Annotated in this window: 13 protein-coding genes; 7 read left to right on the top strand and 6 right to left on the bottom strand. The window is 35.1% G+C overall.

Annotation, left to right across the window (positions count from 1 at the left end):
• The first annotated feature begins 2 nt into the window (after positions 1 to 2).
• From ES765_RS00680 to ES765_RS00660, 5 genes are all read left to right on the top strand, one after another.
• Entirely contained in the window at positions 3 to 758 is a 756-nt protein-coding gene (locus tag ES765_RS00680; protein ID WP_138110604.1) for an SDR family NAD(P)-dependent oxidoreductase, read from the top strand.
• Between the two features lies 1 nt (position 759).
• Complete coding sequence (gene argB, locus ES765_RS00675; protein WP_138110602.1) at positions 760 to 1,539, top strand: acetylglutamate kinase; 780 nt, start codon at positions 760 to 762, stop codon at positions 1,537 to 1,539.
• A 1-nt stretch (position 1,540) separates the two neighbouring features.
• The gene (locus ES765_RS00670; RefSeq protein ID WP_138110600.1) at positions 1,541 to 2,605 is read left to right on the top strand and encodes a M20 family metallo-hydrolase; all 1,065 of its coding nucleotides are present in this window, start codon (positions 1,541 to 1,543) and stop codon (positions 2,603 to 2,605) included.
• Between the two features lie 58 nt (positions 2,606 to 2,663).
• A complete protein-coding gene (gene argH, locus ES765_RS00665; protein ID WP_138110598.1) occupies positions 2,664 to 3,941 on the top strand; it encodes an argininosuccinate lyase in 1,278 nt (425 codons plus the stop codon).
• Positions 3,942 to 4,255: 314 nt separating this feature from the next.
• The gene (locus ES765_RS00660; RefSeq protein ID WP_249356167.1) at positions 4,256 to 5,845 is read left to right on the top strand and encodes a M1 family metallopeptidase; all 1,590 of its coding nucleotides are present in this window, start codon (positions 4,256 to 4,258) and stop codon (positions 5,843 to 5,845) included.
• An 8-nt stretch (positions 5,846 to 5,853) separates the two neighbouring features.
• On the opposite strand, the gene ES765_RS00655 is transcribed toward ES765_RS00660, so the two are convergent.
• On the bottom strand, positions 5,854 to 6,735 hold the full coding sequence (locus tag ES765_RS00655) for a YihY/virulence factor BrkB family protein (RefSeq protein ID WP_138110597.1): 882 nt from the start codon (positions 6,733 to 6,735) through the stop codon (positions 5,854 to 5,856).
• A 281-nt stretch (positions 6,736 to 7,016) separates the two neighbouring features.
• Here ES765_RS00655 and ES765_RS00650 point away from each other — a divergent pair, with 281 nt between their 5' ends.
• The gene (locus ES765_RS00650; protein ID WP_171017197.1) at positions 7,017 to 7,154 is read left to right on the top strand and encodes a hypothetical protein; all 138 of its coding nucleotides are present in this window, start codon (positions 7,017 to 7,019) and stop codon (positions 7,152 to 7,154) included.
• Between the two features lie 160 nt (positions 7,155 to 7,314).
• Here ES765_RS00650 and ES765_RS00645 read toward each other — a convergent pair whose 3' ends face one another.
• The 4 genes from ES765_RS00645 to ES765_RS00630 form a co-directional block, all read right to left on the bottom strand.
• Positions 7,315 to 8,157, bottom strand: a complete 843-nt coding sequence (locus ES765_RS00645) for a pseudouridine synthase (RefSeq protein ID WP_138110595.1) — start codon at positions 8,155 to 8,157, stop codon at positions 7,315 to 7,317.
• 75 nt (positions 8,158 to 8,232) lie between these two features.
• The gene (locus ES765_RS00640; RefSeq protein WP_138110594.1) at positions 8,233 to 9,138 is read right to left on the bottom strand and encodes a geranylgeranylglycerol-phosphate geranylgeranyltransferase; all 906 of its coding nucleotides are present in this window, start codon (positions 9,136 to 9,138) and stop codon (positions 8,233 to 8,235) included.
• A 12-nt stretch (positions 9,139 to 9,150) separates the two neighbouring features.
• Positions 9,151 to 10,089 (bottom strand): mevalonate kinase, encoded by a 939-nt coding sequence (locus tag ES765_RS00635; protein WP_138110593.1) that lies wholly within the window; start codon positions 10,087 to 10,089, stop codon positions 9,151 to 9,153.
• A 147-nt stretch (positions 10,090 to 10,236) separates the two neighbouring features.
• The gene (locus ES765_RS00630; protein WP_138110592.1) at positions 10,237 to 11,319 is read right to left on the bottom strand and encodes a diphosphomevalonate/mevalonate 3,5-bisphosphate decarboxylase family protein; all 1,083 of its coding nucleotides are present in this window, start codon (positions 11,317 to 11,319) and stop codon (positions 10,237 to 10,239) included.
• Positions 11,320 to 11,400: 81 nt separating this feature from the next.
• Between ES765_RS00630 and ES765_RS00625 the strand changes: the two genes are divergently transcribed.
• Complete coding sequence (locus tag ES765_RS00625) at positions 11,401 to 11,874, top strand: TspO/MBR family protein (RefSeq protein ID WP_138110591.1); 474 nt, start codon at positions 11,401 to 11,403, stop codon at positions 11,872 to 11,874.
• A 24-nt stretch (positions 11,875 to 11,898) separates the two neighbouring features.
• On the opposite strand, the gene ES765_RS00620 is transcribed toward ES765_RS00625, so the two are convergent.
• Complete coding sequence (locus ES765_RS00620; protein ID WP_138110590.1) at positions 11,899 to 12,444, bottom strand: DUF1697 domain-containing protein; 546 nt, start codon at positions 12,442 to 12,444, stop codon at positions 11,899 to 11,901.
• Between the last annotated feature and the right edge of the window lies 1 nt (position 12,445).

Raw genomic sequence — 12,445 nt, 5'->3', positions numbered from 1 at the left:
AAATGATTAAGAAACTCGAAAATAAAGTAGCCATAATTACTGGGGCAACCAGTGGCATGGGAAAAGCTATAGCCATAACTTTTGTAGCTCATGGCGCAAAAGTGATACTCTCTGGTAGAGATGAAATTCGGGGTAATGCATTATCCGATGAGTTGGGCAAGCAAGCAGTTTTTCTTGGTGGTGATATTAGGCACCCATCCTATAATGAACAACTCGTAACTGCTGCAATTAAACATTTTGGAAAATTGGATATTCTTTCAATGAACGCTGGTATTTTGGGGATAGGAAGTGTCACCGACCTCCCAGATGAGCTATGGAAAAATACGATAGACACCAATTTATCCTCGATTTTTTACCTTTCTAAATATGCTATCCCAGAATTACAAAAAAACAAAAGGTCTACTATTCTAATAAATGCTTCTATAGCTGCTTATAAAAGTTTTCCAAATCATCCGGCGTATTGCGCCTCAAAAGCAGGTTCGCTTGCGTTAATGCGGCAAATGGCTGTTGAGTATGCGCCACAAATTAGGGTGAATGCTATGTGTCCGGGGCCAGTAGACACCCCATTGCTTCGGAACTCTGCACAAGCTTTTAATGACCCTGAAAAAGCTGTTGAGAATGCAGCTAACCAAACATTATTAAAACGATTGGGCGAATCTAATGATATTGCTAATCTTGCTCTATTTCTGGTTTCTGAAGATGCCTCGTGGATAACGGGTTCGGCAATGACCATTGATGGAGGAATTTTAAATACGTAATATGAAACAAAAATTATCCATAGTAAAAATTGGCGGGAATGTTATAGAAGATGAAAATGCATTAGATGTCTTCCTATCTGCTTTTTCAAGATTAGATGGGCCAAAAATTCTTGTACATGGTGGTGGAAAATTAGCAACTCAATTAGCTACGCGTTTGGGCATACCCTCTAATGTGATAGATGGTAGACGTATTACGGATAAAGAAACTGTAGATATTATCACAATGGTCTACGGTGGTTTGGCAAACAAAAAGATTGTTGCCCAACTTCAGGCTAAAGGAATAAATGCATTTGGCTTGAGTGGTGCAGATGGTAATAGTATTCAAGCTCACAAACGACCTGTAAAAGAAATTGATTACGGATTTGTGGGCGATATTGACGGAGTAAATTCCGAATTACTGACAAACCTTTTAAGCTTAAAGATAACGCCTATTTTCTGTGCAATTTCACATGATGGCAACGGTCAATTGTTGAATACGAATGCTGATACGATTGCGTCAGAAATTTCTATAGCAATGGCATCCCATTACGGTACTACCTTATATTATTGCTTTGAAAAAAAAGGGGTCTTATTGGATATTAAAGATGATAATTCTGTTGTCAAACAAATAAATACTACAAAATATAATGAACTTTTATCTGCAGGTGTCATAGCTGATGGAATGTTACCCAAGCTACATAATTGCTTTCATGCTTTAGAAAACGATGTCAAAAAAGTATGCTTAGGAGATGTCACCATGTTAGATGAAAACACAGAATTGTTCACTACGTTAACACTTTAGAATGAATCAAATAGAACTTACAGAGAGTGCTTTAAAATTATTACAAGAATTAATTTCAATAGAATCCTTTTCAAAAGAAGAGGACAAAACTGCAGATGCCATTCAAGCTTGGTTAGCACAATATAACATTCCAACAGAACGTGATGGCAACAATATAATTGCCAAGAATAAATGTTGGGATGATAGCAAACCGACCTTACTCTTGAATTCTCATCACGATACGGTAAAACCTAATACTGCATACACCAAAGACCCTTTTCATCCTCATATTGAGGAAGGTAAATTATTTGGCTTAGGGAGTAATGATGCTGGTGGACCATTGGTATCACTTTTAGCCACTTTTGTTCATTATTACGATGGCGAAAACCTAACCCATAATATTTTGATGGTCGCTTCAGCGGAAGAGGAAAATGCTGGAGAAAATAGTTTGCGCGGATTACTCCCAAAACTTCCTACTATCGATGTTGCAATTGTTGGCGAACCTACATTGATGCAACTCGCTATTGCTGAAAAAGGTTTAGTGGTTTTCGATGCTGTAATTAAAGGTACACCGTCTCATGCAGCACACCCAAATACCGACAATCCCATTTATAATGCAATTGAAGTATTAAATTGGTTTAAAAACTACAAATTCAACAAAACATCGGAATCTTTGGGTGATGTGAAAATGACCGTCACTCAAATTAGTGCTGGCACGCAACATAACGTAGTTCCTGCTCATGTAGATTTAGTTGTGGATGTTAGGGTTAATGATGTTTATTCAAATAAAGAAATTGCCGATTTGTTGAAAAAAGATGCCCCATGCGAATTAAAGGAAAGATCATTACGACTTAATTCCTCCAATATTAATAAAGAGCATCCGCTGGTGAAATCGGGTATTGTTTTAGGTAGAGCAACCTACGGTTCCCCTACCCTCTCTGATCAAGCGGCATTAAGTTGCCAGTCTTTAAAATTAGGTCCTGGTGATAGTACACGTTCGCATTCTGCAAATGAATTTATTTATGTAGATGAAGTTGAAGAAGGCATAGATTTGTATATTAAAATACTAAAAGGATTTTTGCACTAAGCGTGCGGCTACTAATTAAAATGAAAAATAATAAGTTTTAATTACTAATTTAAAGATTATGAAACTTTGGGATAAAGGATTTAGCACGGATAAAAAAATCGATCATTTTACAGTAGGAAATGATAGGGAATTGGATTTGCACTTAGCAAAATATGATGTTATCGCATCAAAGGCACACGCAAAAATGCTAGGGAAAATAGGTCTAATTTCCCCGAAAGAAACCAAAGAACTTGTTGATGAACTAGACATTATTGAAGCAAGAATCAAAAAAGGTACATTCACAATTGAACCTTCTTTTGAAGATATGCATTCTAAAATAGAATACATGCTCACCTTAAGCCTAGGGGATACCGGTAAAAAAATTCATACCGCACGTTCTCGAAACGATCAAGTTTTGGTGGCTATGCATTTGTATTTAAAGGATGAGCTGACTGAAATAAAATCAATGACTAAATCACTTTTCGACCTTCTTTTAGAAAAGGCCGAAGAGCATAAAAAGGTAATGTTACCTGGGTATACCCACCTTCAGATTGCAATGCCCTCTTCTTTTGGCTTATGGTTTTCAGCCTATGCAGAAAGTTTAATCGATGATCTTTATTTTGTTGAGGCTGCCTACAAAGTAGCCAACCAAAACCCTATGGGAAGTGCTGCCGGTTATGGAAGTTCTTTTGGTATTGACCGTAGTTTCACCACAAATGAACTGGGCTTTGAAACTCTAAAATATAATGTAGTAGCTGCACAAATGAGCCGAGGCAAGGTAGAAAAAGCGACTGCATTCGGGATGGCCAACATTGCAGCAACCCTATCTAAAATGGCTATGGACATTTGTTTATACATGAGCCAAAATTTCAATTTCATTTCTTTCCCAGATGAGTTGACAACCGGTTCAAGTATTATGCCGCACAAGAAAAACCCCGATGTATTTGAATTGGTTCGCGGTAAATGCAATAAACTACAATCTATTCCCAACCAGTTGACCTTGGTCATCAACAATTTACCAAGTGGTTACCACAGAGATTTACAATTGGTCAAAGAAATCATCATTCCCGCCATACAAGACATGAAAGCCTGTTTGGAAATTTTGACGTTTAGCCTAAAAGAAATACGTGTAAATAAAGAAATTCTAGAAGACCCAAAATATGATTACCTATTCAGTGTAGACACGTTGAATGAACTTGTACAAAACGGGATGCCATTTAGAGATGCTTATAAGAAAATGGGTATAGAAATCAATGAGGGAACGTTTACGCCAAAAAGAGATATACATCACTCCCATGAGGGCAGTTTGGGGAATTTGTGTTTAAATGAAATTAGAAAAAAGATGTCTAAGGTTTAGTATTTTAAGCCTTCGAACTTTTTTGAAATAGCTGGAAAAACCAAAATTAGTGATTAAAAGATATTTTTTTTATTTGAATATGTACTGCAACGTACTCCTGCTAAGTCTATTTCAAAACAATAATAGTAAATAATTTAGGGGAAAGTCTAATCTGAAAATAATTTTATCAAGAAACCTAATACACTATATACCCATAGAAACACTTGGCTTTTTAGATAATTACAATGTAGGGGTTGGCATAATAAACAGTCTCATATTTACCTAGTATAAAATTAAGTTTTGAAAAAAATAAATTAATCCAACTAAAACATTACATGTTAAAATTTCTAAATACAGTATTGATACTACTAATGTTCATGGTTAGTCAATTCATCTATTGCCAAGACACCTATCATAGGAATACCTCAGCAGACATACAGCATTATACGTTTAATTTATCCTTAAATGATGATACGAATGAGATTATAGGTGAGGCCATTATTAATGTACATTTTAATAACCAAGTCAATGAATTTAATTTGGACCTCATCGCAAAATCAGAGACTTTTGGCATGGAGGTTACTGGCGTATTTGAAGATAGTACTATCGTAGATTATACCTATGAAGCAAACAAACTGAAAATTATACCTACCAAAGATGCAACGAAGCAAAAAATATTTACCATCCAATACCATGGTATTCCTGAGCGTGGTTTAGTTATAGACACCACCAAATTCGGACAACGTTCTTTCTTTGGTGATAACTGGCCCAATTTGGCGCGGCATTGGCTGCCATCCGTTGACCATCCATATGATAAAGCCAGTATTGAGTTTAGAATCACTGCACCGGCTCATTATGATGTAATTGCTACTGGTGAAAAAATTGAAGAAAGCAATTTAGGTAACGGGTTAAAACTAACTACATACAAAGAACCTGCACCAGTTGCAATGAAAGTTGTGACCATTGGCGTCACAGAATTTGCCAGTAAATTATTAGATCAAGTATATGATACTCAAGTATCGGCTTGGGTATACCCTGAAAATAGGTTGGACGGTTTCTCTGATTATGGTGTAGCCACCAAGGTCTTAAAATACTTTATAGATAGTGTAGGCCCATATTCATACGCAAAACTTGCCAATATGCAGGCAAAAACCCAATGGGGCGGACTAGAAAATGCTGGCACCATCTCCTATTTCGAAAATTCAGTAACCGGTAAAAATGAGGTAGAAGGGCTGATTGCACATGAAATCGCTCATCAATGGTTTGGAAACTCCGCTACAGAAAATGATTGGAATCACGTTTGGTTGAGTGAAGGATTTGCGACCTACTTTGCGATATTATACCAAGAAAGTGTTTATGGGGATGAAAAACGGAAGGAAGAACTAGCTTTAGACCGTCAAGAAATTCTAGCTTATTATAAGAAAAATCCGTCACCCATTGTTGACGCAAGTATTAAAGACCCTATGAAGGTTCTGAGCACCAATACGTATCAAAAAGGAGGTTGGGTATTGAATATGCTACGTCATAAACTAGGAGATAAATTATTTTGGAAAGGCATAAGGACATATTACACCAGATATCAAAATGCTAATGTAATGACCATCGACTTTCAAAATGAAATGGAAATTGTATCTGGTCAAAATCTTGATTCTTTTTTTCAACAATGGATTTTCACCAAAGGCTACCCAGAAATTAAATGGGAATGGATCTATAAGAAAGGTAAGGTCACCATCGAAATACTGCAAGTACAAGACTTTCATACCTTTCAATTTCCATTAGAAGTTGCTATTGTTAAAAATGGTGCAATCAAAATTGAAACAGTACTAATATCAACTAAAACAAAATCCGTTGTAATTGAATCTGAAACCAAACCAGACACCGTTATTCTTGACCCCAATCTTTGGCTTTTATTCGAAGAAAAATAAATATAATGTTATATTGGTTTCAAATACTTATCTGAATAAATTTTGGTGAACTGGGCTCCAAAAGTTACTATCAAACTTGAATAGGAAACCCAAAGCATTACTAAAATAATGCTTCCTGCGGCACCATATGTAGAACCAGGTTCTGCCTTACTAAAGTAGAAGGCCAAGGAATATTTACCTATCAAAAATAAAAATGCAGTAAGGGCTGCCCCAACTTTAACTGCTTTCCATGGCACTTGGGTACTTGGCAAGTATTTAAACATTGCACCGAACAATAAGTATATAAAACCTAACGATAAAAGAATATCCAAACCAAAACTTAGTTCTAGCATACCATCGGGCAAAAGTCTAGAAAGTTGTGTTGAAAATGCGGATAAAAAAGAGGTCAATACAAAACTAATCAGAAGTAAAAATCCAAAAATAAGTATAAAGCCAAATCCTTTCAATCGCATAAAAAGTGTTGATAAAACTTCATTAGAATATTTTGGTTTCGTATCCCAAATATCGTTTAATGCATTCTGTAACTGATAAAAAACACCTGTGGCACCATATATCAAAACTCCTACCCCTAAAATAGTAGCCACTATCGATGTGTTTTGACTTCCCCTATCGGCAATCATTTCTTGTATGGACTGAGCCGTTTCTGGACCCATAGCTGATGAAATTTCGGAAAATAGTTCTCCACGTACTATTTCACGACCCCAAATACCGCCTACCAATTCCAGAATTAAAATCAACAAACCAGGCAGGGAAAGGATAGCGTAATACGCAATGACCGCGCTAATTTTAAAAGGGTCTTTCGCCATCCAAACATGGTAGGTTTTTACGAACAATTTTGGTAGGTGCTTTAACTTGAATTTTGAGATTTGAAATTGTTGCTCTATAGCCATGTATATGATTGTAGGGTCTTACTTAAAAATATGGCTTGTTCTTCGGTATTACTAATCCTATCGTATAAAATACTACCTCCTTAATGATTGCTATAAGCCTGTCCATCTAATGCTCCCTATCAAGAAGCAGCAAGGATAACCCTTAGCGGATTTTACCCAAAGTGTAGCATAAATATTAATATACGACCAAGAGTCGGCATGATAACTAAAAAGTACTCACGGTGTTCTATCAGTTTTCGATGGAAATCAAGATTATTTATACAACAAAATTTATCGAGAACATGAAAGGAAAAGTTTTAATTCTCAACGGACGATGCCGTGTTGAAACCCGAGTGCAGACTGGTTCGTATATTTATCGGTATGTGAATCAGCTAAAAATAGACCATACCCATAAGGAACTGGAGGATTATTTTAAATAAATTCCTAACAGAACTAAAAAAAGGACCAGACTCAAAAAAATCCAATCCTTGTTGTTCTAAACTTACACACGTTACGTGATAGTGTGCTAAAACAGCTTTATTTTACCGTTGTTGCCTTGAAATAAATTCCTTTATCCTATAATTTGAAAAGGACTCTTTTTTATTTAATGACCTTAAGATTAATTACCTCTTGAGCTGTCAAATATCTCCAATGTCCCCTAGGTAAATCCTTTTTGGTTAGACCACTAAAAACTACTCTATCTAATTTTTGCACCTTATATCCTAAAGTGTCAAAAAGTCGTTCTACAATTTTATTTCTAGAACTAAATATCTCTATGCCTACTTCACGCTTAGGAGAGTCAGCTATAAAACTTATATCCTGAACACGTACCATCTTTTCATCTACTGTAACACCTTCTTGAATTTTCTTCAAATCTGCACTTCGTAATTCCAAATCCAATACTAAATGATATATTTTACGTAAGCCGTTTATAGGACTCTTAAGCGTCTTGGTCATTGCACCATCATTGGTAAATAAAAGTAGACCAGTATGCTCCTTTTCTAATTTATCAACAGGTAAAAGTTTTGACTTTGACGCACTAGAAATTAATCCAGAAACATGTCTTCTGCCTTTTTCATCTCGAATAGTAGTAACAAAATCTCTTGGTTTATTGAGCAATACATACTCTTTCTTAACAGGGTTCAATAATTGGCCATCGAACTTAACCTCATCGGTCAATTTCACTTTATAACCCATCTCAATAATAGGCTTTCCATTTACGGTCACACTACCAGCTGCGATATATATATCAGCATCTCTACGCGAGCATACACCCGAGTTAGCTACATATTTATTTAGTCGGATGGAATTTGGATCTGATGGCTTACTGGGTGAAACATTTTTCTTTATGGGAGCATTACCACGAGCGTAGCTTTTCTTTTTGAAATTACCACCCTGTCTTCCCGAAGATTTTTTTTCTCTACTAGAATCATCCCTACTCATAACTGTACCAATTTTGCACAAAGGTAGGAAATTGCATTGCCGTTCAAATAATTATCTTATACATATTAATGAGATCTATAGTATTCTATTTAAAACCATATCTACATCGATAAGCAGAATACTGAAGACACCTGCTACAATAATGAGCTTTAGAATATTATGCAGCCACACATAATCCTTTTTTATTTTTGATCTTAATAGTAGAAAAATGAATAACACTAGAAGTAAAATGCATACCCCGAAATAAAAATTCATATATCCTACATCGTACTTAAAAATTAGAAGCAATGACGGTAATAGGGTGAACAGAATTAAGCTGGCAATGATTGTCTTAGAAATGTTCGCTCCATAAATTATAGGAATGGTTCTATAATTTTGAGCAATATCTCCTGAAATATTCTCCAAATCTTTGATCATTTCACGTGAAAGAATCAATAGAAACAAGAACATTGCATGTACAAAAATCACAGTTTCAAAATTGCGATAATATACAAAGACTACGAAAAAAGGAGTTATGGCCAAGATTGCTGATATGAAATTTCCTAAAAGTGGAATTCTCTTCAACTTATGGGAGTAAAGCCATATTCCAAAAATATAAGAAGAAAAAAAGAAGACAGCCCTAAAAGACACATAACTAGCTGCTATTACTGCCATAAAATTCAATACAAAATAAGTAGTCAATTTAAATCGTTGGCTCACCAGGCGATCCAACATACTTTTTCTAGGCTTGTTGATTAGGTCTTTTTCTGCATCGTAGAAATTATTAATAATGTAGCCTGCGGCAATGACCATTGCAGAAGCAATAACAATTACAAATAGGTTGACATCAAAAACAACTTTTCTTAGCGATAAGTCTGGTGCCAATATATAAATGGATGCCAAATATTGAGCGAGGGCAATGACCAGTATATTATACCCTCTAACCACGGAAAAAAGACTCAATACTTTTAAAAGTAAGAGTTTGCTTTTTCTATCAAACATGTTTGAAATTTCCTAAAAGTTATAAACTACTTCTAGTTTGTAGTCTTTAAGTGCAGTTTGCGCTTTTTCAAAATCTTCAGTAAATCCTAAAATATAGCCGCCTCCGCCAGATCCACAAAGCTTGAGATAATAATCATTAGTATCAATACCTTTCTTCCACAACTCATGAAATTTGACAGGAATCATTGGTTTAAAATTATCTAAAACAACATGGGAAAGTTGTTTTAGATTACCAAATAAAGATTGAATGTTCCCACTCACAAAATCTTCAACGCAGGCATCGGTATGCTTTATAAACTGATTCTTGAGCATATTACGGAATCCGTCATTCTTCATCTGCTCCATAAAAATCTGAACCATTGGTGCTGTTTCACCTACCGTACCACTATCTAATAAAAACACCGCACCTTTACCGTCGGTATTTTGAGAAGGAATGCTCGTAGATTCTATATTATCTTGGGAATTTATAAGTATAGGAAGGCTTAAATAACTATTCAATGGATCAAGACCAGATGATTTACCGTGGAAAAAAGATTCCATAGTACCGAAAATCGCCTTGAGTATCAATAGTTTTTCTCTTGTGAGATTTTCTAAGACCGTAATTTTTTCCTTTGCATATTTATCATAAATCGCAGCAACTAAGGCTCCACTACTACCTACACCATATCCTTGCGGTATCGAACTATCAAAATACATGCCTGCTTCTATATCTTTTTTAAGGATATCTAAATCAAAAGAAATTAAGTCTGGATCGTTTTTTGTAAGTTCTTCCAAGTAGCTCGCAAAAGCTTCTAAGCTTTTATTAGACTTTGCTGCCTCTTTCGATAGATTGGTATCAGATTTTAAAGCTCCCTTGTAAAAATTATAGGGTATAGACAAACCTTTGGAATCTTTAATGATACCATATTCTCCGAAGAGAAGAATTTTGGAATAAAACAGTGGTCCTTTCATTTTAAAAATCTGTGCAAATATCGATAATACTTTTAAATATAACCAAAGATTAAGATAAAGTTCAACGTTTTGCTGTATATGCTTAAACAAAATAGGCGAAATACTTATTTACTAACGAATTTTTTGGTTCAATCGTACATAACTCACTTACAACTTCTTCGCACCCAAACCTATTCGATCACAAATATACTGTCCATTTTGACAAAAAGAAATCAACTTATCTTTTATGAACGGAAAAACTATATCCTTTTCATTTTCAGGATAAAGCACATGTACGTTCGCACCTGCATCTAGCGTAAAACAAACATGAGTTTTAGATTCCTCTCTAAATTTCCAAATACTATTTATTATAGATAGCGTATTTGGCTTCATTAATATAAAATAAGGATTACTGGTCATCATCATGGCATGTAAAGTAAGTGCTTCACTTTCTACTATATTTATAAATTCATCTAGATTGCCTTTTGAAAAAACAATCTTTAACTTCTCTACGTTGGTATCGGCTTGCTTAAATCTATTTGATGCAAAAGGATGCCCGTGCATTAAATCATGACCAACCGTACTACTCACCTGCTTTTCTCCTTTATCAACCAATAAAATTGTATCGTGATAATTATTAAAAATTGGATGGACTTCATATGGATACTTAATTCCAAAAAGATTTGAACTGCCTTCTACCGCATCACTCTCTCCCCATTGCACCAATGGGCCTTGAATGCTACGACATGCACTACCAGAACCTAAACGGGATAAAAATGATGCCTTTTGATTGAAATATTCTAGAGTTATATTTTTATCAAACCCTCGTTCCATTTCCATAAAACATAACGCCAATGCCGACATACCACTAGCAGATGATGCAATGCCGCTACTATGGGGAAATGTATTAGAAGTATTGATTACAAAATGGTAGTCCTTCAAAAAAGGCATATACTTTTCAATGCGTTTTAGAAACGTTTTAATTTTTGGTTGGAATTCTTCTTTAGCCTCACCTTCAAAAAAAAGGTCAAACGAGAACTCATCATTCTTATGTATTCGTTTTTTGTAATGAACCCTGGTTGTTGTAGAACAAGCGTCCAACGTAAAACTGATAGAGGGGTTCGCTGGGATTTGATTTTCTCGTTTTCCCCAATACTTTATCAATGCTATATTGCTAGGAGAGCAATAAGCAACTATCCCTTCATCATTCAATGCTGTGTAGGAAGCTGGTATAAATTCTTTTTCGGTCATTGAAATCACAATTTATACAAAGATAGTTTTTAGGGCTGTCAATTAAAATAAATCCTTATTTTAGAGCTAAACACCAAACCGTTGAAAAGGAAAATAACATGCATCATACTTGGCATCCTTATCTGTTCTACCATTGGGTTTCTAAGTAGTGTCGTCACACAAAGTTCAGTAAACGACTGGTACACTACGTTGAACAAGCCAAATTTTAATCCGCCAAATTGGGTCTTTGCTCCTATATGGACGGCACTTTATGTTTTAATGGGAATTTCCGTTGGTTTGGTTTGGGCAAAGGGATTTCATCATAAATGGGTGAAAACCGGTTTGTATCATTTTGGCTTCCAATTGCTTTTAAACGGATTGTGGAGTATCGTATTTTTTGGCCTACAACAACCTTTTTGGGGTCTAATGGTAATTCTAACTTTACTGGCAGTCCTTATTCTAACTATTAAATGGTTTAATGTGGTCAGTAAGGTAGCGTCAATTTTATTGATACCATACGTTTTATGGGTGTTCTTTGCGGCTTTTTTAAATTATAAAATCTGGGAATTGAATTAATTTCAAATCTCTACACCTAAAGGTCTAACTACCCAATGCTACCAATTTACTTATAGTTCTAAAATTTCTGGTAGTCGCCGAAACCTTTAATTTTCGCTCAATTAAATTATTATTCAATTTAGCTTTACCATACCCTAAATTACATTTAAGATACATACAATTTTCAGCTACGAAGTATTCTTCATTTTCAAATGTATCTGCCTTAAACTTTGTAAGCAATTCATCTGTTGGAACTTCATTCAGTAAAACGAAATAGATTTTATTTGCAACTAAATCTTCCTCATTGTCAAATGGATTATAGTCTAAAATTTTCTTTACTTGACTGACAGTTTTTACTAGTACAGGAACCTGAAAACCATATTTTTTTTGAATCGCATCAGCTAATAACCCTGCTAACGAATCGGTTTGTAGCTGTTCATTTTTGAATAAAATATTCCCACTCTGAATATACGTTCTAACCTCTTTTAAACCCAAATTATCACATAAAGCCTTCAATGATTCCATGGAAACTTTCTTTTTTCCTGCAACATTTATACCTCTTAAAAATGCTACATAGCTTTTGAGTTCCATA

Origin of the sequence: Maribacter sp. ACAM166 (assembly GCF_005771495.1) — a bacterium.
Taxonomy (GTDB): Bacteria; Bacteroidota; Bacteroidia; order Flavobacteriales; family Flavobacteriaceae; genus Maribacter.
The sequence above is the reverse complement of the archived record's forward strand: the minus strand, read 5'-3'. Positions and strand labels throughout refer to the sequence as shown.

What these genes read in the sequence shown, in the direction of transcription:
- ES765_RS00680 (WP_138110604.1), top strand. Translation starts at nt 3, where the DNA reads ATGATTAAGAAACTCGAAAATAAAGTAGCCATAATTACTGGGGCAACC.
- argB (WP_138110602.1), top strand. Translation starts at nt 760, where the DNA reads ATGAAACAAAAATTATCCATAGTAAAAATTGGCGGGAATGTTATAGAA.
- ES765_RS00670 (WP_138110600.1), top strand. Translation starts at nt 1,541, where the DNA reads ATGAATCAAATAGAACTTACAGAGAGTGCTTTAAAATTATTACAAGAA.
- argH (WP_138110598.1), top strand. Translation starts at nt 2,664, where the DNA reads ATGAAACTTTGGGATAAAGGATTTAGCACGGATAAAAAAATCGATCAT.
- ES765_RS00660 (WP_249356167.1), top strand. Translation starts at nt 4,256, where the DNA reads ATGTTAAAATTTCTAAATACAGTATTGATACTACTAATGTTCATGGTT.
- ES765_RS00655 (WP_138110597.1), bottom strand. Translation starts at nt 6,735, where the DNA reads ATGGCTATAGAGCAACAATTTCAAATCTCAAAATTCAAGTTAAAGCAC.
- ES765_RS00650 (WP_171017197.1), top strand. Translation starts at nt 7,017, where the DNA reads ATGAAAGGAAAAGTTTTAATTCTCAACGGACGATGCCGTGTTGAAACC.
- ES765_RS00645 (WP_138110595.1), bottom strand. Translation starts at nt 8,157, where the DNA reads ATGAGTAGGGATGATTCTAGTAGAGAAAAAAAATCTTCGGGAAGACAG.
- ES765_RS00640 (WP_138110594.1), bottom strand. Translation starts at nt 9,138, where the DNA reads ATGTTTGATAGAAAAAGCAAACTCTTACTTTTAAAAGTATTGAGTCTT.
- ES765_RS00635 (WP_138110593.1), bottom strand. Translation starts at nt 10,089, where the DNA reads ATGAAAGGACCACTGTTTTATTCCAAAATTCTTCTCTTCGGAGAATAT.
- ES765_RS00630 (WP_138110592.1), bottom strand. Translation starts at nt 11,319, where the DNA reads ATGACCGAAAAAGAATTTATACCAGCTTCCTACACAGCATTGAATGAT.
- ES765_RS00620 (WP_138110590.1), bottom strand. Translation starts at nt 12,444, where the DNA reads ATGGAACTCAAAAGCTATGTAGCATTTTTAAGAGGTATAAATGTTGCA.